Source organism: Flavobacterium sp. (assembly GCF_049240005.1).
Taxonomy (GTDB): domain Bacteria; phylum Bacteroidota; class Bacteroidia; order Flavobacteriales; family Flavobacteriaceae; genus Flavobacterium.
The window spans coordinates 1-25,995 of the sequence record NZ_JBMLTK010000078.1; the positions used below are offsets into that span (position 1 = coordinate 1).

The following is a 25,995-nucleotide window of genomic DNA, read 5'->3' on the forward strand; positions in this document are numbered from 1 at the left end:
GTGCCGTTCTTCTGCGGAAGCTATAATATGGTTACGAAAGCCGAAGAATTTATGGCCAAAGCAAAAAAATAAACGAAAGTGAACTCCATAAAAAAATCCGACTGTAGCGTCGGATTTTTTATGGAATCGCTCGAATTACTTATTCATGTGTTGCATCTCGTAAACGAAGGTGTCTAAATCAACTGTTAACACCAATAAGGACAAAGCTTTGTCGACAATATACTTCACGTTGCCCGGTGTAAAACCAAGTGCGAGTGCAAAGCGTGTAAGAATTTCCTTTTGTTTCGGTCCGGCTTCGTTGTGCGCATAAACCATTCTGCTCAAATCGTAAAGACGCTCCAAACGTTGCGTGTGCAAATACGGCGGATTAATCGGGTATTTAAACGGATTGGCAACGATCTCCGCATACTCATCTGCCGAAATCTCTAATTGATTCGCAAGCTTATCTAAAAATGCTTTTTCTTCGGTATCCAACACGCCGTCTTCCATGGCAACGCGCACAATCGAGGCAAAATGACCCTTATTTCTGTCTTTAAACCCACTATCGAATAAATCTGAAATCGACATACTTAAAATTTTGTGTTATCCGACAAATATAAACGATTTTAACGGGCAGGCTAACGAAGTTTAACCGAGGTTTAGCATAATTTTTATTTCAATTCGCGTAGAATAAAATCGACTATTTTTCCGCAATCCGAGATTTTTGTAAGTTTACCTCCCAACTACTACTGAAATGACCGATTTTCTCGTTTTTTTTGAGATTGGCCTCCGCCATGTGCTCGACGTAAATGCCTACGATCACGTACTGTTTCTCATCGCACTAACTATTCCCTATTCGTTTTCCGACTGGAAACGCGTTCTGCTACTCGTGACCTTCTTTACAATTGGTCACACACTTTCGCTGTTGTGTTCCGTTTTGGGATTAATAGCCATCAGAGTTGACGTTATCGAGTTCTTAATTCCAGTAACCATTTGTATCACAGCACTTTTTCATCTTTTTACAGCCGGAAAAAACTCAAAAAAAGAAAGCATTTCTGTGGTTTCTATCATAACCGTGGTTTTTGGTTTAATTCACGGATTGGGATTTTCGAATTACTTTAACGGCTTATTGCCCGGAAAACCTTCCGAAAAAATACTTCCTTCTCTCGAATTTGCACTGGGTATCGAAGCCGCACAAATCATAGTTGTTTTAGTGGTGCTTGTACTCGCGTACATCGTACAAACCTTCTTCCGATTTTCCAAAAGAGACTGGTGTTTAACGGGTTCTGCATTTGTTTTAGGAGTTGTACTTCCTATGCTAATCGCAGCAAAATTTTGGTAGCTTTACGCTGAGAAAATTCGTTTCCGTTGAATACAGAAAAAATTAACAAATACGACAAAGCTTATCTGCGAATTGCTTCGGAATGGAGCAAGCTGTCGTATTGCAAACGCAAAAAAGTTGGCGCTATCATCGTGAAAGACCGAATGATAATCTCCGATGGTTACAACGGTACGCCTAGCGGATTTGAAAATTGCTGCGAAGACGATGAAGGGCTAACCAAATGGTATGTTTTGCACGCCGAAGCCAACGCCATTCTAAAAGTTGCGCGATCTACACAAACCTGCGACGGCGCCACGCTCTACATTACGTTGTCGCCCTGCAAGGAGTGTAGTAAACTCATTCATCAAGCCGGAATTAAGCGCGTAGTGTACCAAAACGGATACCGAGACGATGCCGGACTCCAATTTCTTGAGCGCGCTGGTGTCGACATCATTCAAATAGAAGACTTCTCCGAATTATGAAAATTTCTAAAGTTTACGTTCCCGTAGTGTTGTTTGCTGTGCTGGTGTTGGGGATTTTACTGGGTACAATTTTAGACTTTCCCAACAAACCAAATTCACTTTCGTCGAAAGACAAAATCGATCGTTTACTACAAGTTATTGGCAACGAATACGTTGATAGCGTTGCAACCGATACACTTGTCGATAAAGCCATCAGTCAGCTATTGCAACAACTCGATCCGCATTCGGTTTACATCAATGCGTCGGAAATGACACAGGTGAGCGAAGAACTCAGCGGCAATTTTGTCGGAATCGGAATTTCGTTCATGATGCTAAAAGACACCGTAACCGTCACTAAAACGCTCGACGGCGGACCAGCACTCGCAGCCGGACTCAAAGCCGGTGATAAAATTCTCTTCGAAGGAAAAAACAAACTCTACGGACGAAAACTCGCAACCGACTCCCTATTTAAATACCTTAAAGGCGAGCCCAATAGCGAAGTTCGTTTGAAAGTATTCCGAAAAAGCCAAAACAAAATATTGAACTTTCAGTTTAAGCGGAAGCAGGTTCATATTTCCAGCATTGAAGCCGAGGTACTCCTACCCAACCGAACTGCCTACATCAAAATCTCAAAGTTTGCCGAAGACACGGCTGCCGAATTTTCCGCCGCTTTGAAAAAACTTCTCCGTCAAGGCGCAACTTCACTAATCATCGATTTGCGCGGCAACGGAGGTGGCTACATGGAACAAGCTGTTTCGATTGCCGACGAACTGCTTCAAAAAGATTTGCTTATCGTTTACACCAAAGCAAAAGACGGCAAGAAAGATAGCAGTATTGCCAAAAGCGGCGGATTATTCGAAAAAGGAAAACTATCGGTTTTAATTGATGAATACAGCGCTTCAGCTAGCGAAATTATTGCCGGCGCAATACAAGATAACGACCGCGGAACGATTATCGGCCGACGCTCGTTCGGAAAAGGCCTCGTGCAACGGGAAATTGGTTTCGAAGACGGATCGGCCGTGCGACTCACCATTGCGAGATACTACACACCAACCGGACGAAGTATTCAAGGTCCGTACAGCAAAGGAACCGAAGCCTATTACGAAAGTTTTGAAGATCGGTTAAGCAACGGCGAACTTTTTGTGAAAGACTCGATTAAACTGAGTAAACTCGAAAAGTTCAAAACTCCAAAAGGAAAAATTGTGTACGGCGGTGGAGGCATTGTTCCCGATGTTTTTGTGGCGCTCGATTCAAATCTCGATAAAGAACGCTTGCTCTTGTTGTTGCAATCGCCTATTCCTGGAAATTTTCTTTTCGAAAAGTGGGACAGCTTTAAATACGATCGGTCAAAAATTGCAGCATTGCCGGTAAACGAGCGCTTAGTAACCGATTTTATAACCTACGCCAACGAAAACGGATTCGAGTTAAAAACCGATGCATCCGACCGAGCGCGTATTGGCACGTACTTGCAAGCCGAGAAAATCCGTTTGTTGCAAGGCGACACAGCTTATTGGCAATTCATACTGCCGCAAATCCCGATGATTCAGGCCGCAGGAATTTCGAACTAGTTTTTTTGGGCGCGCCGGCAAACGAGTCGTCGCTAGGCAAAAGTGGTTCACGCCGTCACGTGTTCCGCTTTATCTTTTTTGCATACAAATAGTGGAAAAACCGTAGCGCAAAAAAGGATGCCACTCCACCCGTTCGCGCGGGAAAGCTGCGCAAGAGAAAAAGCGAAAAAAGCGAAAAAAGTAAAAGAAGTGAAAAAATGAAAAAAAAATAGAAAGAAGCGCAAAAGAAATAGTAAAGAAATGCAAGATCAACTTTCGACACGCTCAGGGGCCGAGGGAGCACAATGTTCCACGAAGTTTTTCACAATGTGGGCAACGCCGCCTCCGACCCAATCACGTACCAGCTTTTTAAGCGCACAGAAAACACTGAACCTCACAGAATTTTGCGCAATATGGTACTATTGAGGAAAACACAGAACGTGTCAAGCCAACAAAAAACCGTACCATCCTTCGACACGCTCAGGTTCCAACGAATTGCGATCGCGCGGATTTGAAATCCGTGCCTTAAACAATTGTTGGCAACGCTACTTCGGTAACGACACCCGCAGCCCGGATAGAGGCGGCATACTTTTTTTGGAGCAACGCGGAATAAAAAGATACAGCCGAAAGCCGGAAATGCTGCCCAAATAAAAAAGAAATTCATCCTTCGACACGTCAAACCACCAACGATTCGCGGGTTAGGCGGGAAAACGACACGTTAACTGGTGAAATCATCGATCCCGAAAGCCATTGGGACTATCTTCTAAAATAAGCCTTCGACAAGCTCAGGCACCGACGACTTGTGAGCTACGTTAGACAAAGATAGCAGTCATTTGCACGGCGGCAATTAAGAGTACGTGAATTTTCGAAATTCCTATATCTAATGGTTCTACCCTTTAATCTGCTTCAACGACGTTTTAATTCCTTTTATTAACGACGAGCTAAAACCTTCGTGCTCCATTTCGTTTAAGCCCACTATCGTGCAGCCTTGTGGTGTAGTTACTCGATCGATGAGTTGTTCCGGATGTACTTTTTCTTGCATCAATAATTCGGCTGCGCCTTTAACTGTTTGCGCTGCAATGGCTAAAGCTGTTTGTGCGTCGAAGCCAATTTCAATACCGGCTTGCATCGATGCTCGGATGTAGCGCAAGGCATAAGCTGTACCGCAAGCGCCAAGAACTGTAGCTGCATCCATCAATTTTTCTTCAATTTTTGGAGCTGTTCCCAAAGCACTAAACAATTCACTCACCACATTTGCTGCTTCGCGCGCCGGTTCTCCTGCTGCGATACACGTAGCCGAAGCATTAAATTGTGCCGCAATATTCGGCATGATACGAACTACGTTTTTAGTATGCTGCGTAAGCGCTTGCAATCGCTCCAACGACAAACCACTTACCGCACTGGCAATAATGGTATTTGCCGAAAAGGGCATAAGATTTTCAATAACGGCTTCTGCCTGATGTGGTTTTATAGTTAGGATAATTAAATCGGCTGAAGTTGCATATTGCTTGGAATCTGTAGCTGTTGCTATACCGCGATCGTGTAAATAGGCAATTTTAGCAACATCTCGGCGTGTGACGGTAATGGTGTGCGTTGGATAGGCATTTCGTAAACCAATGGCAATGGCCGTACCCAGATTTCCGCCGCCAACAATTAAAATATTCATACGTTTGGGTTTTCACCAAAAGTAATCGATTCAGCGTCAGAAGCCAAGTATCAGTTTCGCAATGGTGAAATAAATCATAATCCCGCAAATGTCGTTACTTGTGGTGATAAACGGACCCGTAGCCAAGGCAGGGTCGATACCCGCTTTGTTCAACAACAAAGGCACAAACGTACCGATAAGTGAAGCAATTACGATTACCGAAACCAGTGCAATGGTAACAATCATTCCTATAACCGAGTCGACACCAAGCAAAAAGTGTGTTCCAAGTAGCAAAACGCCCGCGAGAATTAAACCGTTAAGTAAGCTCAACGAAATTTCTTTGAGCAACCGATTAAACAACGAACCGCTCAACGTATCGTTTGCCAAACCTTGAACAATAATTGCCGACGATTGTACGCCTACATTTCCGGCCATCGCGGCTATCAGTGGAGTGAAGAAGAAAAGAGTGCCGTGTTCTTTCATTGCACCTTCAAACAACCCTAAAACATGAACCGTGATAAAACCGCCTAATAGCGCCAAAACCAACCAAGGTAAACGCGCTTTGGTGAGTTCCCATACGCTGTCGTCGGCCTCAACGTCTTGCGAGATACCTGCCGCCAACTGGTAATCTTTGTCGGCTTCATCTTTAATTACGTCTACGATATCGTCGATGGTAATCCGACCTACCAAGCGGCCCAATTCATCAATTACGGGTATGGCTTCTAAGTCGTATTTCTGCATGATACGCGCCACTTCTACGTCGGGCGTGTCTACTTTCACAAAGTTTAATTTGCTGATGTACACGTCGCTAATCGGCGTTTTGGTTGAGGTGGTGAGCAAGTCTTTTAGGGAAAGCCGGCCTTTTAAACGGTCTTCGTCGTCCACAACGTAAATCGAATGTACACGCGAAATGTTCTCCGCTTGAATCCGCATTTGTTTCACGCAAGTAAGCACATTCCAGTTTTCGTTGACTTTCACCAACTCTTTGTGCATGATACCACCGGCAGTATTCTCGTCGTAACGGAGCAGTTCTACAATGTCTTTAGCGTGCTCAACGTCTTGTAACTCCGAAATTACCTCTTCTTTTTTGCTTTGCGACAGCTCGGCAATAATATCGGCCGCATCGTTGGTTTCCAGTTCGTCGAGCTCTTCGGCGATTTCCTTCGGTGAAAGTCGGTTAAGAATGTTTTCCCGAAGATCGTCTTCGAGTTCTAGAAGGATTTCGGCTGTTTTTTCGGAATCTAAAACGCGGAAAATATAAGTAGCTTGCTCAAAATCGAGTTCGTCGAGAATTTCGGCAATATCGGCGTGGTGCAATTCATTTAAAATAGACTCGAGTTCCGAATCTTGGCGGGTTTCAATGAGTTGCTCAAAGCGCGATATTAAATCTTTACTGATTTTGAATTCCATCGTTTCCTATTTTTTGGCAGAGTTCGATAAATTCGCCGACCGACAGTTGCTCCGGACGCTTGTCAAAGATACTATCTAATCGTAAACCGTCCGACAAAGCGAGCGATTTTAAACTATTTCTTAATGTTTTGCGTCGCTGACCAAAAGCTGTTTTCACTACAGTAAAAAACAATTTTTCGTTGCAAGGAAGCGTAAAATTTTCTTTTCGAGTGAGTTTCAAAACACCACTTTTCACTTTCGGTGGCGGATTGAATACATTTTCAGAAACGGTAAATAGGTATTTGGCGTCGTAAAAAGCTTGCACGAGTACCGATAAAATTCCGTAGGTTTTGGAACCTTCGCGTTCGCAGATGCGTTCGGCAACTTCTTTTTGAAACATCCCTGAGAATTCCGGAACAAATTGTCGGATTTCTAACATTTTGAAAACAATTTGCGAGGAAATGTTATACGGGAAGTTTCCGATGATGGCGAAGGCTTGGCGATCGAAAAACGCGGTGATGTCTGTTTTGAGAAAATCTGCCGACAAAATTCGGTTTTCTAGTTCGGGATAATGTGTTTTTAAATATGCAACCGATTCGGTATCGATTTCAATAACCGAAGTTTTAAAGCCTTCGTTTTTAAGCAGATATTTCGTAAGAACACCCATGCCCGGTCCAATTTCAAGTACGTGATCGTAACCGGTTCCGCTAAGGGTTTCGGCAATTTTCTGAGCTACATTCTCGTCGGTGAGAAAGTGCTGCCCGAGGTGTTTTTTAGCGGATACTTTTTGCATGAAACGGAATTAAGTATTTTGGTAAAAGTCTTCTACAACTTGAAGTTCGGTGCGAAATGCGAGCATTTTATCACCAAAAAGTTTAAGTCCGTCTTGGCGCAAGCGCGGCGCATCGTGGCGGTAATAGCTTTCCAAATCGCTGCGATTTTGGGCTGTGTACAGTACGGCGTACGTGGTTGCGCCTTCGGGTTCTTCCACCAAAACTTTCACCAATCGGGCAGCAATAAACTTTCCGGTTGCTAAAACTTCGGGAATATGAGTTTCTTTCATCCAGCGCAGCCACTGGTCGTGAATGGATTTATCCACGTTGCAGGTTACATTATAAATAATCATGGGTTAAAGATTTTTATCGCCACGGAGTAAACGGTAGCGCTTCCGTGCATCCACAAAAAAGATGGAGTCGGGATGATTGAAAATAACCTTTTCGTAAAAACTTTTCGCCTTTTCGGCATCAGCCAAACGCTCTTCGTAAATCAGTCCCGAAGCATACAAAGCTTCATCGAGATAAACGCTTTCTGGAAAGTTCGAAATAATGGTTGAATAGTAGGTTAACGCATCGTTGTATGCGCCGGTTTCGTTGAAATAATTGCCAAGACGAATGTTTGTAACGTCGAGTATTTCTTGTGTTTTGTTGTTTTTCAATAAACTTTGAAGAATCTCAAGCGCCAACGTATTTTTTCTGCGATACAGGAAAAAATCGGCTTTAGCTAATTGCTTTAAGTCGGTTTGTGTCGAATCGGCAACGGTATTGTCGCTGATCAGCAAAAACATTTCCAGCGCGTCGTTGGCGATGAGTTGCGTAGAAGCGGATTTTAGTGCTTTGAATTGTTGTTGCGCCCAGGTAAAATCGCCTTGATAGTAGCTTGTTTTAGCCGCTTTTAAATTGGCTTCGTGTCCGATGGCGTCGTTTTTAAAATCTTCCGAAACTTGCGCGTAATAGAGTAAGGCTTGGTTAAACTTCTCGTCGAACAGTAAAATGTCGGCCATATTCATTTTAATCTCGGCAATTTCCGTGCGATTAAGCGGCATTTTCAAAGCATCTTTCAAAATTTGAATACCCATATTCGGATTTTCTTTATTGAATGCTTCGAAATTTGCTTGGATGAGCAACAACGGATAAGCTATGGCGCTTCTTCCGAACTCTGCATATAAGGCCGCGAAATTGGCATCGATTGCCGGATAATCGGCTGGTTTCGCTCTGTTAATCGTATCTGAAAGCAAAAACGTCTTGGCATCAATAATTAAATCAACGTCGGTTGTATTGGCAAGTACGAATTCGTACACACCTTTTGCGGTTTCTACATCATCATCTTCATAAGCTAAGTTTGCCAAATTGAGGATGTTGTAAAACACGTCTGGATTTCTTTTGAAAATCGCTTTTTGCTGAACAAATGCCTTGTCGTATTCTTTAAGTTGAATGTAAAACCAGCTTAAGAATTCGTTCCAGAAAATGTCTGGATCTTTTTGCGAACGCTGAATGAGTGCTTTCCGTAGGGCTGCTGTAAAGGTTTCATCGCCTTTATCTTCACCCATCATAAACCGACTGAGTTGCATTTGTATGCTAATTTGCATCGTCGGATTTTTCTTCGCTTCATCAAGAAATTTCTCGATCATTAAATCGGTTTTTCCTTGCTGTCCGTAGATAACTGCGATTTGGAAATTAAAGTTTAAGCGCGGATCGGCTGTTGTAGCCAATTCATATACTTGCAGTGCGTAGTCGAGCAGCACATATTTTTCGAAACTGTTGGCAACAGCGTAAACTTGAACCGGATTTTTGCGAACTGTTTCAACGGCTAATTGGTAATTCTCTTTTGCTTTTGCCTCTTCTTTTTTGGCCGCGTAGAGGTAGCCTAAATCTACGTAAAGGTTAGGTTGTTTGTAACGTTGCAAGCGCTCTTTCAGCAGCGTTTCGGCTTTGTCGAATTGCTTAAGTTGCTGTAAGCTTTCAATCAGGCGTGCAAAATGTCCGTTATGTCCCGGATTTTTCGCGAACAATTCTTCGTAGCTGAGTACGGCTTTTTCGAAATCGCCTTTTTCGAAATACTGCGCAGCAATTTGTTCGTTTTGTGCAAACGAAGTCAGCGAAAAAAGACAAAGCAGTATCCAAAAATATTTTTTCATATGCGTTCTAAAAAGCTAACGAAACTGCCGGCGAAACCGTATATGTACTTACGAAATAATGTCGAATCCGGTGTATTTGCGAAGTACTTCTGGAATTACGATTCCGTCTGGTGTTTGGTAATTCTCCAAAATTCCTGCCAAAACACGTGGCAACGCTAACGAAGATCCGTTTAGTGTGTGCGCCAAGTGATTTTTTCCGTCTTCGTCGCGGTAGCGCAATTTCAAACGGTTTGATTGGAAGGTTTCGAAATTAGAAACCGAACTGATTTCCAGCCAACGACCCTGCGCGGTGGAATATACTTCAAAATCGTAGGTCATGGCAGAAGCAAAGCCCATGTCGCCGCCGCACAAACGCAAAATTCGATACGGCAATTTTAATTCTTCCAAAATTTCTTTCACATGTTCAACCATGCCTTCCAAAGCAGCGTACGAATTTTCGGGTTTTTCGATGCGTACAATTTCCACTTTATCGAATTGGTGCAAACGATTTAAGCCGCGAACGTGCGCACCCCAAGAACCGGCCTCACGACGGAAACAAGGTGTATATCCGGTGGCTAGAACGGGAAGTTCGTTGCTTTTGAGAATGACATCTCGGAAGATGTTCGTCACGGGAACTTCGGCTGTTGGAATGAGGTATAAATCGTCTTTAGCAGCATGATACATTTGACCTTCTTTATCGGGAAGTTGCCCAGTACCGTACGCCGACGCTTCGTTTACCAAATGTGGAACCTGAAATTCTTGGTAACCTGCATCGATGTTTTTATCGAGGAAGTAACTGATCAGTGCGCGTTGCAATTTGGCGCCTTTACCTTTGTATATTGGGAAGCCCGGACCTGTAATTTTGGTTCCGAGTTCGAAATCGATAATGTCGTATTTTTTGATCAAATCCCAGTGTGGAACCGCATCGGCACTAAGTTCAGGGATGATCCCCCAGGTGAAAACCACTTCATTATCGTCGGCACTTTTTCCGGGAACTACTTTATCGGCAGGCGTGTTGGGCAAGCTATACAGCAAGGGTAAAAGAGCAGCTTGCAACTCGTCGAGTTTCTCGTACAGTTTTTTGCTCTCTTCTTTCAGGTGAGCGGTTTTTTCTTTGAGAATTTGAGCTTTAGCGTTTTCGCCCGATTTCATCAAATTTCCGATGTCTTTTGCAAGGGCATTGGCTTGGGTAAGCACTTCGTCGAGCGCCAGTTGCGTTGCTTTTCTGTTGTCGTCGAGTGCCAATATTTCTTCAACTGTTTTCGTGGCATCGATATTTCGTTTGGCCAAGGCAGCAAGCACTTTGGCTGTATTTTCGCGGATGTAAGTTGTTTGTAGCATTTGAAAAAATTGTAAAGCGTGCAAATTTAACTAAAAAGCCGTGTGTATAGTTGGTAAACTGCGTGCAAAAGTGTTCGTTTTGAATGAACGGCGGTCTTGTTTTTTGTTTTGAATGAATTGGAAATCGATGCTTTTTGTTGCTTGATGGCGGAATTTTTACTCAATCATTTAATAATTAGTTACTTAACGAATTTAATTCGATTTACTTTTTTTAGAATTTTGGATGTCTTTTCGTGTTACGAGTTTGATTGCCTGATTTGTGTTTTTCGTTTGGTTTTTGAGATCGAGCTGAAAAATCGGAAAGACGGTTGGCGCTTCAAACGCATTTTCTTTGGTGAAAACTTTGAATTTTGAGCAGGGGTATACTATATACTGGGAAGTACCACCCCCGCCCCGTAATGCGAAGTTACAAAACAAATTTTCCTACCATTACGGGTTTTCCGTAAATTTTTTAGGAAGTATTAAGCATAAAGATTGGAGTCCCGATAGCTATCGGGAAAGACTTTGCGACGTTCGCCACTGAACGTTTCGTTTCGGGGAAGCTAGTCCCGATAGCCATCGGGGTCGTGACGTTCACCATTACACGTATCGTTTTGCCCAACCGAACCCACGTATCGTTGGTGCCTGAGCCTGTCGAAGGCTGAGTGCAAAGTTCGCAAAGGGAATTTTTTTAATCTTTCAATCTCGAAATCTTTTTAAAATTATGGTTTTTCCGTAAAATTTATTTCCGAGAATTTCGTACGTGGGAATCGCTCCCCATCCCACCCGCCCCCATCGAGGCGAAGTTTTGAAAAAAAATCGACATACCATTACGGGGTTTCCGTAAATTTTTGGGTTTTTCGGGGAAGAAAATCGGTTCGGATTTTATAGTTACGGATTTTTCGCCTTAGGGATTGGAGCAGAAATGAGCTGCCGTTGCCTGCGAAAGCGCAAGCTGGTTTTACGGCGACCAGCGGAAGCCGAAAAAGCAGCAATTGCGCTAGCGGGCAACCAAGCGAATTGCCGCGAAAGCCCGGCGCACCTTAGCGACGGCCGAGGCAACGAGGCAACGCAATCAAGAAGCGCAAGGCCCACAAACAAACAATGAACTTTGGACCTATACCTCTCATAAATAGTGTGTACGCAACGGATATACTTCTTTGTTATCTTTGAAAAAATTTTTCCCCATGAAGAAGCTGCTTTTTTGCGCGCTGCTTTCCACTTTTGGCGCCTGGGCACAACACGGAATTGACTTTGAAATTTCGGACGCTGAAGCGCGTGCGGCCCAGAGTTTAGTTTCCTTTCAAGCAAACAGTAACACCACGAATTACGACGTGAAGCATCAAACGTTGAATTTTACCGTTGATCCAGCGCAGTATTTTATTAGCGGCGTGGTGACAACCGATTTTATTCCAACTACTACGTTAACGCAAATGACTTTTGATTTGTCGAACCAATTAACCGTTTCGCAAGTCACCTCAGGAAATGTTTCTTTAAACTTTACGCAGAATTTTAACGACGAACTTGTAATTACTTTTCCGACGGCACTTTCAGCAGGTGTGCAAAATAGCGTGACCGTAACCTATAGCGGTCAGCCTGCAACCGGCGAAGAAGCTTTTACGATTGATACGCACAACGGCATTCCGGTACTGTGGACGCTTTCGCAACCTTACGGCGCCCGCGATTGGTGGCCGTGTAAACAAGATTTAAATGATAAAATTGACTCTATAGATATTTATCTGAACACACCATCGCAGTATGTAGCTGTTGCTAACGGCTTGCAGGAATCGGTTGTTGTTAGTGGAAACACCAAAACGACGCATTTTTCACATAACTATCCGATTCCGGCCTACTTAATTGCTATTGCCGTAACAAACTATTCGGTTTTTAACCAAACGGCAGGGACTCCGCCAAACGATTTTCCGATTGTAAATTATGTGTATCCGGAAAGTTTAAGTACCGCGCAACAACAGCTTGCACTTACATTACCCATCATGAGTATGTTTGAAGATTTGTTTCAGACGTATCCGTACCACACTGAAAAATACGGACACGCACAATTTGGTTGGGGCGGTGGCATGGAGCACACAACCGTTTCGTTTATGGGGAATTTTAGTCGCGGATTAATTGCTCACGAACTAGCACATCAGTGGTTTGGAAATAAAGTTACTTGCGGCAGTTGGCAAGACATATGGTTAAATGAAGGATTTGCAACGTATTTGTCGGCTATGGTTATCGAGGCTTTTGATGGCGATGCCGCTTTTGTTGAGCACAAAACAGCGCTAACAAACTGGATTACCTCGGTAGCCGGTGGTGCGGTTTACTTAACGCCGTCTGAAACGAATAGTGTAAATCGAATTTTTAGCAACCGTTTGAGTTACAGCAAAGGCGCCATGGTTTTACACATGTTGCGTTACAAGTTGGGCGACAGTGTTTTTATCCAAGCGTTACGAAATTTCTTGAACGATCCTGCACTGGCTTTTAATTATGCCGTGACCTCACAGTTTCAGGACATTTGCGAAGCAACTTCGGGCACCGATTTACAAGAGTTTTTTAACGACTGGATTTACAATCAAGGATATCCAAGCTATTCGGTGGCGGTAACGTATTTGGGCAACAATCAGGCTAAAATTGTTCTAAACCAAACCCAGTCGCATCCATCGGTTAGCTTTTTCGAAATGCCTGTTGAAATTGGCTTGTTTAGCAGTACGGGCGAACAACAAATTGTGCGTGTAGAACACACAAGCAACGGACAAGAATTTATCGTTCCGGTAAACTTCCCTGTGATTGACGTGAGTTTTGACCCGAACCGCAATATCATCAGCCGAAACAATTCCATTACTTTAGGAACCGACAGTTTTCTGCTCAACCAAGTAGCTTTAGCGCCAAATCCGGCAACCGATTTTATGTCGGTTTCTATTCCTGAAGGATTGCAAATCGCCGAACTGGCTATTTACGACATACAAGGGCGATTAGTTGCCAATCCGCAAAATGCAGCACGTATTGATGTGCAAGCCTTAGCGTACGGCACGTATGTGTTAAAACTGCGTTCTAATTCGGGCTCGTCGGCGTCGTTTCAATTTATTAAGAACTAGCCGAAACCAGATTTAGCAATCGAATTTCATCGGTATTTAGATTAATATCGGCAACAGCCAACAATTCATTTAGCTGCGTTACCGATGTGGCACTGGCAATAGGAGCCAAAATAGTTTCTTGTTTGAGTAACCACGCCAATGCGATAGCCCCAGGAGTAGTATTGTGCGCGGCCGACAATGCATCGAGTGCACTTAAAATACGCATGCCGCGTTCGTTGAAATGGTTGGCAAATCGGCCGCCGCGGATACTTTTCTGAAGGTCGGCTGTACTGCGGTATTTGCCCGTTAAAAATCCGCTTTCCAAACTAAAATACGGAATGACTGCGAGCTGCAGTTCGGCACAGGTGTTTTGGAGTTCGCCCTCAAACTTTTCGCGCATATACAAATTGTAGTACGGTTGTAAGGTTCGGTACGGCTGTAGTTGTTGCGATCGAGCAATTTGAGAGGCTTCTTGTAGTCGATCGGCAGTAAAATTTGATGCGCCGATGTAGCGAATTTTCCCTGCTTGAATAAGTTCGTCGTAAGCGCGAAGTGTCTCGTCTTGCGCAGTTTCCGGATCGTCTTGATGACTTTGAAACAGATCGATGTAATCGGTTTTTAAATTTCGCAACGATTGTTCTACGGCCGATTTCAAATACGCGGCTTTCAAACCTATTTTTCCTTCGCCCATATCCATTCCGGCTTTCGTAGCAATGATAATTCTGTCGCGACTTTTAACATCCGACAACCATTTTCCGATGATTTTTTCCGATTCGCCGCCCACATGTCCAGGCGCCCACCGCGAGTAGATATCGGCGGTATCAATCATGTTAAAACCTTTGTCGATAAAGGCATTCAGAATTTGAAAGGAAGTTTTCTCATCGATGGTCCATCCAAAGACATTGCCGCCAAAAATGAGCGGTGCCGTTTTAAGTTCGGTGTTGGGAACAGATTTAAATTTGAGCATGAGCATTCAGAATTGAGTGAGCCTTGCGAAATTAACAAACTTTTACCGACTGCCGTTGTGCTTGCAGTTTTACTGCTGCATCAAAAAGATTACATTTGCGGCTCATTTAGAAGAAGATTCATGGAAATTGCTGTAAAATTTGGTCAGTTTTTGTTAAGTCTGTCGCTGCTCATCGTTTTGCATGAGTTAGGACATTTTATTCCGGCCAAGATTTTTAAGACGAAGGTTGAGAAGTTTTATCTGTTTTTCGACGTGAAGTTTTCGTTGTTTAAGAAGAAAATAGGCGAAACCGTTTACGGAATTGGCTGGTTGCCGTTGGGTGGTTACGTGAAAATTGCCGGTATGATCGACGAATCGATGGATACCGAAACGATGAAGCAAGAACCACAGCCGTGGGAATTCCGATCGAAACCGGCTTGGCAACGACTCATAATCATGTTAGGAGGCGTAACGGTAAACTTTATTTTGGCTTTCCTTATTTACATTGGAATGGCTTACGCTTATGGCGATTATTACGTCAAAAACAGCGAAGTAAAAGACGGCGTTTGGGTTCAAAATCCTGTTGTGGAAAAAGCTGGAATTCAAACAGGCGACAAGATTCTCAGTATAGATAATAAGAAAGTAGATAAGTTTAGTTCGGCAATCATGTCTGATTTATTGATGGCAAAAACGGTCGAAATCGAACGTAACGGAACACCACAAACCATCACATTGCCGCAGAACTTTATTGGTCAGTTTATCGAAGCAGATAAGCGCAATGCTATTTCCTTAAGAATACCCTTTGCAGTTCGTGGCTTAGCCGACGATTCGAAGAATAAAGACGTCTTGAAGGCAAAAGACATTGTGGTAGAATTAAACGGACAACCCGTTAAATATTTCGATCAAGCGCCAAAAATTTTGGAAGCGAACAAAGGGAAGTCGATTCCAGGCGTTGTTTTACGCGATAATAAACGCGTTCCCGTGCAACTAAACGTAAATGCAGAAGGAAAATTGGGAGCTGCTCTAGGAGCTGTTCAAGAGGATAATCTACAGCGTTTAGGTTATTATAAATTCAGCAGAGTGTCGTATGGCTTTTTTGAGTCGATTCCGGTTGGGATCGATAAAGGAATCGAGCAGTTGGCTGGCTACGGCCGACAGCTGAAAGCGATTTTTACGCCAAGTACAGGCGCCGCGAAGGGCGTAGGAGGCTTTTACGCCATTTTTAATATATTCCCAGAAGAGTGGAGCTGGCAGGTTTTCTGGGATATCACAGCTTTGTTATCCATTATGCTTGGCGTCATGAATTTATTGCCGATTCCGGCGCTCGATGGCGGGCATGTAATGTTTTTGTTGTACGAAATGATCAGCGGCAGAAAACCGAGCGATAAATTTTTGGAGCGGGCACAAATGGTAGGCTTTTTCTTACTGATTGGTTTAGTGCTTTTTGCGAACGGCAACGACATTTATAAGCTATTTTTCAAGTAAAAAATGCACTTTATTTCGCAATTTTATTTTGTAGAATAAAAACAATAGCTATATTTGCACCGCTTTAATCGCAACCGCGTTAGGCAAGACATAAAAATATTTTCCTCCTTAGCTCAGTTGGTTAGAGCATCTGACTGTTAATCAGAGGGTCCTTGGTTCGAGCCCAAGAGGGGGAGCAGAAATCCTGATCAGTAATGGTCGGGATTTTTTGTTTACAGATTTTCCCACATTCAGATTTCCTTCAAAATCCATTCCTTAAATTGCAGCATGAAAATCCTGATTATCGAAGATGAAACTGAAATAGCGGACGGAATCAGAAACTATTTCAAGCCTAATGGCATCCATTGTGAGGTGGCGGCGAATTACAAAGAAGCGGTTTCGAAGATCGGTTCTTACGATTATGACTGCATCCTGCTTGACCTGATGCTGCCTGATGGTGATGGATTCGATATTTTACGGGAACTGAAGAAGGAAAACAAGACTGAGGGCGTAATCATTATTTCAGCAAAAGAAACGTTAGACTCCCGACTCGAAGGATTTAATCTCGGCGCGGACGATTATGTCACAAAGCCTTTTCATCTTGCAGAACTTCTTGTCAGGATGCAGGCGTTAATCAGACGTAAAAACTTCAATGGAAGCAATAATGTAGTTTTTAATGAGATTGTAGTTGACATCCTTTCAAAAACTGTTTCCGTGAATGGGAACAAACTGGATATCACTAAAAAGGAGATTGATTTGATGCTGTTCCTGATCGGAAATAAGAACAAGGTACTTTCCAAAGGCGCGATTGCGGAGCATCTTTCCGGAGACATGGCCGATATGCTTGATAATCACGATTTCATTTACGCACACATTAAGAACCTGAAGAAAAAACTGGCTAAGGCCGGAAGCGGGGATTACATTAAGACCGTTTACGGATTAGGATATAAATGGGAAGATGGCTAAAAAATTACTCAACAAAAGCACCGGGAATATCCTGATTTTTTCAGTGTTGATACTACTAATTTCAGCACCGCTGTTCTATTTCACCACGAACTACCTTTATATGGAGGAAACGGATGAAACGCTGAACCTGCACAAGGAGGAATTTATGGAAAATGACCTTCCCGGATTCAGGATTCAGGATATCGCCGTATGGAACAAATACAACAGGAATGTTTCAATCCTGCCTGCCAATGGGATAAAAAAAGACACGGTTTTCGTTAAGGGGTATTTCGATAAGCTTGAAAATGAGGACGAGCCTTACCGCGAATTGAATGCTCCCATTACTATTGAAGGAAAGCCATACACTTTCTCAGCAAGGATTAACCTGATTGAAAAACGGGATATGGTTTTCAGTACAGGCTTACTGTTCCTGCTGATTATCGTATTGATGCTTACGGGAATCCTGATCATTACGAAAACGGCAACAAGACGTTTGTGGAAACCTTTTTACATCACACTGGAGCAGATTCGGGGGTTTGAGATCGACAAAAACCAGAAACCTGAGTTTCCTTCCACAGACATTGATGAATTCAATAATCTAAATGCAAGCCTGGAACGCCTGATTGACAAAAACACGAACATCTATAATACGCAACGCGAGTTCATTGAAAATGCCGCCCATGAGTTGCAAACCCCTTTGGCGTTATTCCAGTCAAGGATCGATATAATGTTACAACTTGATCTCTCTAAGGAACAATCCGTTTTGGTAGGTTCGCTCAATAATGATGTGGCAAGGATGAACAGGCTGAATAAAAACCTGTTGCTGTTATCAAAGATTGAAAATGAAAATTTTCCTGATAAACAGGAGATTTTACTAAATGAATACATAAAAAAGCATCTTGATTTTTTTACAGAGCAAGCCAAATCAAAAAATCTTTCCATCATTACAGAATTTACGGAAAACCTGAAGATAATCGTAAACCCCGCGCTGTTGGAAGTATTGCTTAACAACCTTTTCCTGAATTCGATCCGTCACAATGTAAAAAACGGGAAAATTGTGATTACCATTGCAGGAAATACATTGGCTTTTCTGAACTCAGGACAGGAAGCGGCATTATCGAATGATAAGCTTTTTAATCGCTTTTCCAAATCTGATCCGTCTTCACAAGGCAACGGACTGGGTTTGGCTATCGTAAAAAAGATTACGGAATTAAATCACTGGAACATTTCGTATTCTTTTTACAATTCCCTACACGGATTTACGATTACTTTTTAAAATTCAATTTTCCTACAGAATCACTGTTGAGATTTGCTCCTGAAATTATATTCAGATGAAAAGCATATCCATTATAATCCTGTTTTTGTTTTTATCTTTTGCCTGTCAGGCTCAGGAACCGGTTTCAAGAAAAGTGACCCTGACAGGCTTATTAAAAGACAAAGTCTCAAAGTTACCGATAGCCTATGCCAACATCGCTTTGATGACAAAGGACAGTACCGTAATCGCAGGTACAGTGAGCAATGAAGAGGGTTATTTCGCCCTGATTAATGTGGCTTCCGGAAATTATACCGCTGCCTTCAGTTTTATTGGTTACAAGACAAAAAAACAACCTGTATATGTAGGTTCATTATCCGACTTCCTCGATTTGTCAATTGTTGAACTTGAAGAAGATGCCCAAAAGCTTGATGAAGTGGTGTTGGTTTCAAAACAGCAGGACATCAGCAGTAAGATGGACAAGAAAACTTTTTCGATTGCGGACAATGTTACTCAAAGTGGCGGTTCGGTACTTCAGGCGATGCAGAATCTCCCGGGAATTACCTCACAGGACGGAAAAATACAATTACGCGGCAATGATAAAGTGATGGTACTCATTGACGGAAAACAAACAGGACTGACTGGATTTGGGAGTCAATCGGGATTGGATAATATTCCTGCATCGGCAATCGATACGATTGAAATCATCAATAATCCTTCCGCTAAATTCGATGCGAATGGCAATGCAGGGATTATCAACATCATTTACAAAAAGAACAAACAGGAAGGATTGAATGGAAAAGTAGGGATTGGTTCCGGTTTCGGGGCATTGTGGGAACGTAAATCCAACCTTCCGACCATTCGCCCACAGTATACCCTTACTCCGAAGATCAATCCTTCATTATCACTGAACTACCGGAAAGATAAAATAAACCTATACTTTCAGGGGGATTATCTTTATACGGAAACACTAAACAAAAACGAGTTCGTAACCCGGACGTATGATAATGGAGATATCATACATCAGCAAACCAAACGCAACAGGGATACACATTTCACAACGATCAAATCGGGTTTGGATTGGAATTATAATGATAACAATACATTTTCATTTTCAGGAATGTTTGGCAGCGAGAAAATCCTCGATCATGGTGATGAACCTTTTTTTAAAGAAGACTATTCAGAGCGGTTCAGGCTTTGGCAATTCCTTGAGGACGAACTCAAGACAACAGCCATGGCGACCGCTTCTTATCAGCATAAATTTAAAGATGCAGGCCACGTGTTGAATGCCGGAATGAGTTACACTTATCATCGGGAAAATGAAAAATACTTTTTCGATAACATCCTGCCCGACAGCAGCGGGAAGGATTCGTTTAAACTGATTTCAGACGAAAAAGTTTTAGATATCAATATTGATTATGTCGATCCTTTGAAGTATGGGAGGCTTGAAACAGGTCTGAAATTCAGAAACCGGCAGATTCCGACTGACATGCAGTTTTTCCCCGGCCAAAACTCCCCAATTGATGCTAATGCCGGAGGAAAGGCGACATACAAAGAGCTTATTCCTGCAATTTATGGGAACTATATCTTTGAGAATAACAAATTTGAGGCAGAACTCGGAATGCGTTTCGAATATGTTCATTTAAAATATGAAGTAGATCCAAATCATCCTACGTACAAAAGTGATGGCTATGATTATACACAACCATTCCCGAACATTCGCCTTGCCTGGAAAATAGACGACAAAAATAAGCTTACGGCCTTTTTTAACCGTCGTGTCGACAGGCCGAATGAGGTCGATATCCGTATTTTTCCGAAGTATGACGATGCTGAAATCATTAAGGTAGGTAATCCTGCGCTGCGCCCGCAATTTTCCAGTGCGTTCGAATTGGGATACAAGGCTTCATTAAACGATGGTTACTTTTTTGCATCAGCCTATCATCGTTTTGTAAATGGAACAATTACACGTATTGCTACAACCGTTCCGGGCAGCAACCTGATTTATAATGTCTTCCAAAATGCTGACCGCAGTTCCACGACAGGTTTTGAAGTTGTGTATTCAAAAAGACTGGCGCCTTGGTATTCATTTAATCTCAACGGTAACGGATACCAAAATGACATTGAAGCTTTTACAGTAACCAATCAGTATCCTGTCCCAAGTACTTTTTATGGAGAAAGGCAGCAGATTTTTTCAGGGAATGTAAAATGGAACAGCATATTCAATTTTTCAAAAACAATGACAGGGCAGGTGTCGGCGGTTTATCTTGCTCCCGATATCATTCCGCAGGGCAAGATCGATTCCCGTTTCTCTGTTGATTTGGGAATTAAGAAATCTGTACAAAAAGGAAAGGGTGAAATCTTCCTGAATGCTACAGACATAATCAATACCCTTGTCATCAAAAAAGAAATTCAGGGCAATGATTTCCGTTACAATAGCAGTGACTATTATGAAACACAGGTGGTGCGTTTTGGATACAGTTATAAATTCTGAGTCTTTCATAAAATTGAAAATTCAGAATTAATTCAAAATCTGCGATGACTTTTACAGGATTAATCAATCCTGTATTCCATGTTCAAAAGGTTCATCTCCAACAGCCGGTTCTCCCTTCTTGCCCATTTCGTCCTTTGGTTTCTGATTGTTTCACAGCTGTTGCGTGTTGCCTTTTTCGTTTGGCAGTATGATGAGGTTTCGTGGAATATCATCAACTTTTTCAGGACACTGCTCACTGGATTGTTTTTCGATATAGGTACGGTTGCTTTCGTAAGCCTTACAGCGGTTTTGTATTATGCATTGATGCCAAACCGCTGGATTGGTTCCTGGGCTGATAAGATATTGGTGTGGTTCTTTACCGCGCTGACAATGTTTATTTTAGTATTTACTTTTTTTGCAGAACTGACTTTTTGGGATGAATTCAGGACACGTTTCAATTTTATTGCGGTTGATTACCTCATTTATACTCATGAAGTCGTTTCGAATATCGAAGAATCATATCCACTGCCTTTATTAATTGGTGGTGTGCTGCTGATTACGGCGGCGGTGCTGTTTGTGTTTTATAAAAGGAAGGCTTTTACCAATACTTTTACACACCATGCTTCTTTGAAAAGCAGGTTAGCTGTTTTGGGAACAACAGCTGTTTTGGCTTTCTTTTATGGATCATTCATTACAAACTATCAGGCGGAATGGTCTTCAAACCGCTATAATTCCGAAATCTCAAAGTCCGGGATTTATTCCTTTTTTGCAGCTTTCAGAAACAACCAGATGAAATACAACGAGTTTTATACTTCGATTGAAAATGATAAAGCCTTCGCATTGATTAAAGGCAAGCTGGCTGACCCGAACGTTAAATTCACTGGTAAAGGCTATTCAATTCACAGGACTATTACCGACAGCATTCCTTCCGAAGAAAAAAAGAATGTAGTTTTCATCCTCGTGGAAAGCCTCAGTGGAAGTTTTCTCAAAGAGTTTGGTAATAAAGAAAACATTACGCCTTTTATGGATAGCCTTGCTCAGAAAAGCGTATTCTTCGAGAACCTTTACGCTACGGGTACAAGAACAGTAAGGGGTATGGAAGCCGTTACGCTGTGTATTCCGCCGACACCGGGACAAAGTATCGTTAAGCGTCCTGAAAATGACAACCTGTTTACAGTGTGCAGTGTTTTTAAACAAAAGAACTATGACTGTAATTTCTTCTATGGTGGTGATGGTTATTTTGACAATATGAATGCTTATTTCGGTGGGAACGGCTTTACAATTTATGACCGTGGGCGTGGCAGTGTGTTAAGCGACAAAATCAAGACAACAAGAAACAATATCAGTGACGGCGAGGTTACTTTTGAAAACGCCTGGGGGATCTGTGACGAGGACATTTTTAATAAGATGCTCAAGGTGGCCGACACACAGTATAAAAGCAATAAGCCATTTTTTAATTTCATAATGACGACTTCCAACCACAGACCGTATACTTATCCTTCAGGAAAGATTGACATTCCATCAGGAAAAAGCCGTCAGGGTGCTGTAAAGTATACGGATTTTGCATTGCGGGAATTGTTTGCAAAAGCGAAAACGAAACCGTGGTTTAAGAACACCGTTTTTGTCATTATCGCAGACCATTGTGCGAGCAGTGCCGGTAAGGATGAAATCGACGTGAAGAATTACCATATCCCTGCCTTCATTGTCAACCTGCCTGAAAACAATAATCAGAAGATTGAAAAACAATGTTCGCAGATTGATTTATGGCCGACACTGTTTTCGATGTTTCACTGGAACTATGAATCGGATTTCTTTGGGAAAAATGTGCTTGACCCTAAGTTTGAGGAGCGTGCATTGTTAGGGACATACCGCAAACTGGTCCTGATGAAGAAAGACAAGGTAATGATCCTTTCAGACCAAAAGAAACAGGCTTCTTATACCTGGAATAAGCAAGATAACAGCCTCAAGCCGCTTACGATGGATAAATCGTTTTTGAAAGAGACCATTTCGTGGTATCAGACAGCGGATTACCTGTTTACAAACAAGCTCCTGAAATAATGAAGGACATCCATTTTATCGTCAATCCTATTTCTGGAAAGGCAAGCCATGACATTACCGAATCCTTCTTAAAACAGCATTTTCCCGAGCACCTTTATAAGATTGCAGTATACCATACCAAGTATCCAAAGCATGCCATTGAACTCACAAATGCTATTGTAGGATATAATCCGGATTCTATTGTAGCCTGCGGGGGCGATGGTACAATAAACGAAGTGGCCACCTGTCTTGTGAATACGCCAATCAAATTGGGAATCATCCCTGTCGGTTCGGGGAACGGACTGGCTTCAAACCTGAACATTCCAAGAAATATTGACATAGCAATTGCAATTATCAAGCACGGAACATCAACAAAAATTGATGTTGGCAGGATTAATGAACATTATTTCTTCAGCAATGCAGGAGTCGGGATTGATGCTATGATTATTGGGAAATACGAAAAATCAGGAAAGCGTACACTCATCTCTTATGTCAGGGCTGCGTTATCAGCAAGTTTTCATTTCAAGCCAGCCGAAGCAATACTGAAGTTCGAGGGACAAACCGTTAATATAAAGCCTTTCCTGTTATTCATTTCCAATTCAAACGAAATGGGATATGGTATGAGCCTGACCCCGAAAGCAAGCCTCAGCGATGGTTTTTTGGATCTGATATTAGTCCCTGAATTGTCATTCATCCAAAAACTGCAATTGGGTTTGGCAGTGCTTCGTAACAGGACAAATACTTTCAGGTTGGCTCACCAAACCCTGATCCGGAATTTAGACGCCGAGTTGCCTGACAGGATATTTCTCGACGCACAAATTGATGGTGAATATCATAACCTTAAGTCAAACAAAATAAAAGCAGGGATTATCAACGGCGGACTAAAGGTACTTACGCCTTAATCACTTAAAACTGTAAAACCAGTCCTGCACCGGCTTGTCTCCCGTTATAAAACGGGGCTACCATTGATGAAATGCGTTTGTCTTTTGGGAATAAAGTGCGTTTCACCCAGGGATATAACCAATAAGCGGCTTTGGTACTTAATATCCCAATTCCTGCACCGGCAGCAACATCGGTCAGCCAGTGCCTGTTATTGATAATACGGAACGCACCTACCCCTGAAGCCACAAGGTATCCTGAAATACCATACCAAACAGATTTGTCCTTATACTCCTGCCAAAGGAATTCTGCTCCTGCGAAGGCATTAGCCGTATGACCTGACGGAAATGAGTTATAAGCTGTTCCGTCCGGGCGCTGAATATGGGTAATCGATTTTAATGGAAATACTGTCGCCGAAAGCAATAAGTATGATGTACCCATAATTATGCTACGGTCTTTAAGGTTGTGCTTGCTTTTTACTCCAAAAGCACTTAATGCAAATACTGAAGCAGCCGTTGAATATTGTGCAATGTCATCTATGGTAAATTTCCTGTCGATGTCCTCACTGACTTCTTCCCTTAGGTTCAAATTAAAAGTTTTCAGCCAGTCACTTTCAAGCCCAATGAAGCCATATCCAATCAGCACAGTCGGGATGATGAACTGTTTAAAATGAATTTTTGAGGATGTAAGCGTATCATGAACAGCAAGCACATCTTTTGTTATTGCAGCAGTATTGATACTGTCTTTCCTGATTGCAATTGAATCTTTTGCTACCTCCTGTGCCTGCGCTGCAAATACTCCAAAAAGGAAAACAAGCAATAACTTTTTCATGCCTATATTTTGAAAATGCGAAATGCTTGGATTATTTCAGCAGATTACCTTTTGAGTCAAAAAGGATATCGGTTGATTTGCCATTAATCCTGATCTCGGCTTCATAAGTAACTATGCCTTTATCATCTGTGATTTGTGCAGCTTCCTTTATTTTTTTATCAGGGTAATTTTTTTGAAGGTATTTACGGGCTGCTTCGGGAAGTGAAGCTTCTGCGATTTCCGTTTCCAGTTCTTTCATGTGACCGGCTTTATCAAATACAGTTGATGCATCCTTGCCTTTCAGTTTGAATTCGCCTTCATAGTTACCGTCTTTCTCCAGTTCCCATGTGACTTTTGCAGTAGGAAAGGTTTTCCTGAAAGCATTCCTGACTTCGGAGGGTACGGTATTTTCATCTTTGATTTTTTTGTCCTGTGCCTGGCTGTTTAAAGCCAAAGCAAGAAGCAGGATTGAAAGTGTTGTTTTCATGTGTGCTGTATTTTAAGTTTCAGTAAATATTTGAAACAAATCTCAAAAGCGATTTTGAATTAATTCTGTATTTACATGACAAATGAATTTAAGTTGTTCGATGTCCAAAAAGGGTTTGTTTTCAAGCTAATTTACAAAAAATCAAATACTTACCGTTCGATATTCAGTCAAGAGGGGGAGCAGAAATCCTGATCAGTAATGGTCGGGGTTTTTTGTTTTAATGCTATGGCTTATTTAGTTTACATATTATACTCGGAGAAGCTCAAGAAATTTTACGTGGGTTTTACCAGCGACTTTGAGGTTCGTCTAGAGTTTCACTTGCAAGGCGACGATTTATCTCGTTTTACGCGTCGCGCAACCGATTGGAAGCTCTATTTGCAGCTTGCTTGTAAAAGCAAAGAACAAGCTATGAAAGTGGAGTTACATATAAAGTCAATGAAAAGCTCCACGTACATAAGAAATTTGAAGCAGTATCCAGAACTGGTTTCTAAGTTGTTAGAACGCTTCGCAGACTTAACGTAATTGACCGATTTGTACTAGTTTACGGGTCCTTGGTTCTTCCGATAGCTATCGGAACCAAGAGGGGGAGCAGAAATCCTGATCAGTAATGGTCGGGATTTTTTGTTTTTGGGCAATCCGCTGCGGCAAAAGTTTGCTGGAAATTATTGCGCCGCACCTTCACGCCTTTCACTGCAACAAAACGCCCGAAAAAGCACAAAAACGGGTCGCCAAAAAGCTTCTTGGGTCGCTATTTTCCTTCCGTGTTTGTAAACCTGAACTCGGTTTAAATTTTTAGCGACCGCGATTTACACAGATTTTGTGTTAGTCTAAATGTCAATGTATTGTGAAACCGCGATCTGACAAAGATTTTTAATCGAGTTCAGGTTTTACCCTTTTTCGAGCGTTTTGGTTTCCGTTGCAGTCGTTATTGCGGGGAACGTACTAAACGTATCGTTGCAATACTAGTATTCTAGTTATAATGTTTCTTAAACGGCATCTTCGACCCGAAAGTACAGACTTGAAATCCGCAGAATCAATGCCTTCGAGCACAGATGCAGGGATTGCATAAATGTGAT

Annotated in this window: 21 protein-coding genes and 1 tRNA gene; 12 read left to right on the forward strand and 10 right to left on the reverse strand. The window is 42.2% G+C overall.

The genetic code is table 11. The annotated features are described in order from the left end of the window. Positions 1 to 135: 135 nt before the first annotated feature. Positions 136 to 567, reverse strand: a complete 432-nt coding sequence (locus ACOVQQ_RS08355; RefSeq protein ID WP_298147042.1) for a TerB family tellurite resistance protein — start codon at positions 565 to 567, stop codon at positions 136 to 138. 166 nt (positions 568 to 733) lie between these two features. On the opposite strand from ACOVQQ_RS08355, the gene ACOVQQ_RS08360 reads away from it, so the two are divergent. The 3 genes from ACOVQQ_RS08360 to ACOVQQ_RS08370 are packed head-to-tail and all read left to right on the forward strand — an operon-like array spanning position 734 to position 3,329. Further along, the gene (locus tag ACOVQQ_RS08360; protein WP_298147044.1) at positions 734 to 1,321 is read left to right on the forward strand and encodes a HupE/UreJ family protein; all 588 of its coding nucleotides are present in this window, start codon (positions 734 to 736) and stop codon (positions 1,319 to 1,321) included. 26 nt (positions 1,322 to 1,347) lie between these two features. After that, positions 1,348 to 1,782, forward strand: coding sequence for a deoxycytidylate deaminase (locus ACOVQQ_RS08365; protein WP_094485074.1), 435 nt, complete (start codon positions 1,348 to 1,350; stop codon positions 1,780 to 1,782). Continuing rightward, a complete protein-coding gene (locus tag ACOVQQ_RS08370) occupies positions 1,779 to 3,329 on the forward strand; it encodes a S41 family peptidase (RefSeq protein ID WP_421817797.1) in 1,551 nt (516 codons plus the stop codon). The genes ACOVQQ_RS08365 and ACOVQQ_RS08370 overlap by 4 nt, the downstream gene beginning before the upstream one ends. Positions 3,330 to 4,197: 868 nt before the next feature. On the opposite strand, the gene proC is transcribed toward ACOVQQ_RS08370, so the two are convergent. The 6 genes from proC to serS are packed head-to-tail and all read right to left on the reverse strand — an operon-like array spanning position 4,198 to position 10,576. After that, positions 4,198 to 4,974 (reverse strand): pyrroline-5-carboxylate reductase, encoded by a 777-nt coding sequence (proC, locus tag ACOVQQ_RS08375; protein WP_421817798.1) that lies wholly within the window; start codon positions 4,972 to 4,974, stop codon positions 4,198 to 4,200. Between the two features lie 36 nt (positions 4,975 to 5,010). Further along, positions 5,011 to 6,363, reverse strand: a complete 1,353-nt coding sequence (mgtE, locus tag ACOVQQ_RS08380) for a magnesium transporter (RefSeq protein WP_298142405.1) — start codon at positions 6,361 to 6,363, stop codon at positions 5,011 to 5,013. Beyond that, the gene (gene rsmA / locus ACOVQQ_RS08385; RefSeq protein WP_421817799.1) at positions 6,344 to 7,135 is read right to left on the reverse strand and encodes a 16S rRNA (adenine(1518)-N(6)/adenine(1519)-N(6))-dimethyltransferase RsmA; all 792 of its coding nucleotides are present in this window, start codon (positions 7,133 to 7,135) and stop codon (positions 6,344 to 6,346) included. Before rsmA ends, mgtE begins: the two co-directional genes overlap by 20 nt. Positions 7,136 to 7,144: 9 nt before the next feature. Next, positions 7,145 to 7,468 (reverse strand): DUF4286 family protein, encoded by a 324-nt coding sequence (locus tag ACOVQQ_RS08390; protein WP_421817800.1) that lies wholly within the window; start codon positions 7,466 to 7,468, stop codon positions 7,145 to 7,147. 3 nt (positions 7,469 to 7,471) lie between these two features. Then, a complete protein-coding gene (locus ACOVQQ_RS08395; protein WP_421817801.1) occupies positions 7,472 to 9,256 on the reverse strand; it encodes a tetratricopeptide repeat protein in 1,785 nt (594 codons plus the stop codon). Between the two features lie 48 nt (positions 9,257 to 9,304). Further along, a complete protein-coding gene (gene serS, locus ACOVQQ_RS08400) occupies positions 9,305 to 10,576 on the reverse strand; it encodes a serine--tRNA ligase (protein ID WP_421817802.1) in 1,272 nt (423 codons plus the stop codon). A gap of 1,166 nt (positions 10,577 to 11,742) precedes the next feature. On the opposite strand from serS, the gene ACOVQQ_RS08405 reads away from it, so the two are divergent. Beyond that, complete coding sequence (locus ACOVQQ_RS08405; RefSeq protein WP_421817803.1) at positions 11,743 to 13,650, forward strand: M1 family aminopeptidase; 1,908 nt, start codon at positions 11,743 to 11,745, stop codon at positions 13,648 to 13,650. Here the strand turns inward: ACOVQQ_RS08405 and ACOVQQ_RS08410 are convergent. Continuing rightward, positions 13,640 to 14,596, reverse strand: coding sequence for an aldo/keto reductase (locus ACOVQQ_RS08410; RefSeq protein WP_421817804.1), 957 nt, complete (start codon positions 14,594 to 14,596; stop codon positions 13,640 to 13,642). The two genes, ACOVQQ_RS08405 and ACOVQQ_RS08410, sit on opposite strands and share 11 nt — an antisense overlap. A 120-nt stretch (positions 14,597 to 14,716) precedes the next feature. Between ACOVQQ_RS08410 and rseP the strand changes: the two genes are divergently transcribed. The 7 genes from rseP (at position 14,717) to ACOVQQ_RS08445 (ending at position 23,645) form a co-directional block, all read left to right on the forward strand. Further along, positions 14,717 to 16,060 (forward strand): RIP metalloprotease RseP, encoded by a 1,344-nt coding sequence (rseP, locus tag ACOVQQ_RS08415; RefSeq protein WP_421817813.1) that lies wholly within the window; start codon positions 14,717 to 14,719, stop codon positions 16,058 to 16,060. Positions 16,061 to 16,162: 102 nt separating this feature from the next. Beyond that, a tRNA-Asn gene (locus ACOVQQ_RS08420) sits at positions 16,163 to 16,236 on the forward strand. Between the two features lie 91 nt (positions 16,237 to 16,327). Next, a complete protein-coding gene (locus ACOVQQ_RS08425; RefSeq protein ID WP_421817805.1) occupies positions 16,328 to 17,005 on the forward strand; it encodes a response regulator in 678 nt (225 codons plus the stop codon). Then, positions 16,998 to 18,260 (forward strand): sensor histidine kinase, encoded by a 1,263-nt coding sequence (locus tag ACOVQQ_RS08430; RefSeq protein ID WP_421817806.1) that lies wholly within the window; start codon positions 16,998 to 17,000, stop codon positions 18,258 to 18,260. The genes ACOVQQ_RS08425 and ACOVQQ_RS08430 overlap by 8 nt, the downstream gene beginning before the upstream one ends. Positions 18,261 to 18,315: 55 nt before the next feature. Then, positions 18,316 to 20,727 (forward strand): TonB-dependent receptor domain-containing protein, encoded by a 2,412-nt coding sequence (locus ACOVQQ_RS08435; protein ID WP_421817807.1) that lies wholly within the window; start codon positions 18,316 to 18,318, stop codon positions 20,725 to 20,727. A gap of 78 nt (positions 20,728 to 20,805) precedes the next feature. Then, on the forward strand, positions 20,806 to 22,764 hold the full coding sequence (locus tag ACOVQQ_RS08440; RefSeq protein WP_421817808.1) for an LTA synthase family protein: 1,959 nt from the start codon (positions 20,806 to 20,808) through the stop codon (positions 22,762 to 22,764). After that, positions 22,764 to 23,645, forward strand: a complete 882-nt coding sequence (locus ACOVQQ_RS08445) for a diacylglycerol/lipid kinase family protein (protein ID WP_421817809.1) — start codon at positions 22,764 to 22,766, stop codon at positions 23,643 to 23,645. The genes ACOVQQ_RS08440 and ACOVQQ_RS08445 overlap by 1 nt, the downstream gene beginning before the upstream one ends. 4 nt (positions 23,646 to 23,649) lie before the next feature. On the opposite strand, the gene ACOVQQ_RS08450 is transcribed toward ACOVQQ_RS08445, so the two are convergent. Both ACOVQQ_RS08450 and ACOVQQ_RS08455 read right to left on the reverse strand, forming a co-directional pair. Beyond that, positions 23,650 to 24,453: a phosphatase PAP2 family protein gene (locus ACOVQQ_RS08450; RefSeq protein ID WP_421817810.1), complete on the reverse strand. Its 804-nt coding sequence runs from the start codon at positions 24,451 to 24,453 to the stop codon at positions 23,650 to 23,652. Between the two features lie 31 nt (positions 24,454 to 24,484). Then, positions 24,485 to 24,919 carry a PepSY-like domain-containing protein gene (locus ACOVQQ_RS08455; RefSeq protein ID WP_421817811.1) on the reverse strand — a complete coding sequence of 145 codons (435 nt, stop codon included), beginning with the start codon at positions 24,917 to 24,919 and terminating at the stop codon, positions 24,485 to 24,487. A 225-nt stretch (positions 24,920 to 25,144) separates the two neighbouring features. Between ACOVQQ_RS08455 and ACOVQQ_RS08460 the strand changes: the two genes are divergently transcribed. Continuing rightward, complete coding sequence (locus ACOVQQ_RS08460; RefSeq protein ID WP_421817812.1) at positions 25,145 to 25,441, forward strand: GIY-YIG nuclease family protein; 297 nt, start codon at positions 25,145 to 25,147, stop codon at positions 25,439 to 25,441. Positions 25,442 to 25,995: the final 554 nt, after the last annotated feature.

Excerpts from the sequence above, each read along its gene's own strand:
- ACOVQQ_RS08430 (WP_421817806.1), top strand. The coding sequence starts at position 16,998 with ATGGCTAAAAAATTACTCAACAAAAGCACCGGGAATATCCTGATTTTT.
- ACOVQQ_RS08435 (WP_421817807.1), top strand. The coding sequence starts at position 18,316 with ATGAAAAGCATATCCATTATAATCCTGTTTTTGTTTTTATCTTTTGCC.
- ACOVQQ_RS08455 (WP_421817811.1), bottom strand. The coding sequence starts at position 24,919 with ATGAAAACAACACTTTCAATCCTGCTTCTTGCTTTGGCTTTAAACAGC.
- ACOVQQ_RS08395 (WP_421817801.1), bottom strand. The coding sequence starts at position 9,256 with ATGAAAAAATATTTTTGGATACTGCTTTGTCTTTTTTCGCTGACTTCG.
- ACOVQQ_RS08450 (WP_421817810.1), bottom strand. The coding sequence starts at position 24,453 with ATGAAAAAGTTATTGCTTGTTTTCCTTTTTGGAGTATTTGCAGCGCAG.
- ACOVQQ_RS08360 (WP_298147044.1), top strand. The coding sequence starts at position 734 with ATGACCGATTTTCTCGTTTTTTTTGAGATTGGCCTCCGCCATGTGCTC.
- serS (WP_421817802.1), bottom strand. The coding sequence starts at position 10,576 with ATGCTACAAACAACTTACATCCGCGAAAATACAGCCAAAGTGCTTGCT.
- rsmA (WP_421817799.1), bottom strand. The coding sequence starts at position 7,135 with ATGCAAAAAGTATCCGCTAAAAAACACCTCGGGCAGCACTTTCTCACC.
- mgtE (WP_298142405.1), bottom strand. The coding sequence starts at position 6,363 with ATGGAATTCAAAATCAGTAAAGATTTAATATCGCGCTTTGAGCAACTC.
- ACOVQQ_RS08460 (WP_421817812.1), top strand. The coding sequence starts at position 25,145 with ATGGCTTATTTAGTTTACATATTATACTCGGAGAAGCTCAAGAAATTT.
- rseP (WP_421817813.1), top strand. The coding sequence starts at position 14,717 with ATGGAAATTGCTGTAAAATTTGGTCAGTTTTTGTTAAGTCTGTCGCTG.
- ACOVQQ_RS08405 (WP_421817803.1), top strand. The coding sequence starts at position 11,743 with ATGAAGAAGCTGCTTTTTTGCGCGCTGCTTTCCACTTTTGGCGCCTGG.
- ACOVQQ_RS08355 (WP_298147042.1), bottom strand. The coding sequence starts at position 567 with ATGTCGATTTCAGATTTATTCGATAGTGGGTTTAAAGACAGAAATAAG.
- ACOVQQ_RS08445 (WP_421817809.1), top strand. The coding sequence starts at position 22,764 with ATGAAGGACATCCATTTTATCGTCAATCCTATTTCTGGAAAGGCAAGC.
- ACOVQQ_RS08440 (WP_421817808.1), top strand. The coding sequence starts at position 20,806 with ATGTTCAAAAGGTTCATCTCCAACAGCCGGTTCTCCCTTCTTGCCCAT.
- ACOVQQ_RS08390 (WP_421817800.1), bottom strand. The coding sequence starts at position 7,468 with ATGATTATTTATAATGTAACCTGCAACGTGGATAAATCCATTCACGAC.
- ACOVQQ_RS08370 (WP_421817797.1), top strand. The coding sequence starts at position 1,779 with ATGAAAATTTCTAAAGTTTACGTTCCCGTAGTGTTGTTTGCTGTGCTG.
- proC (WP_421817798.1), bottom strand. The coding sequence starts at position 4,974 with ATGAATATTTTAATTGTTGGCGGCGGAAATCTGGGTACGGCCATTGCC.
- ACOVQQ_RS08410 (WP_421817804.1), bottom strand. The coding sequence starts at position 14,596 with ATGCTCAAATTTAAATCTGTTCCCAACACCGAACTTAAAACGGCACCG.
- ACOVQQ_RS08425 (WP_421817805.1), top strand. The coding sequence starts at position 16,328 with ATGAAAATCCTGATTATCGAAGATGAAACTGAAATAGCGGACGGAATC.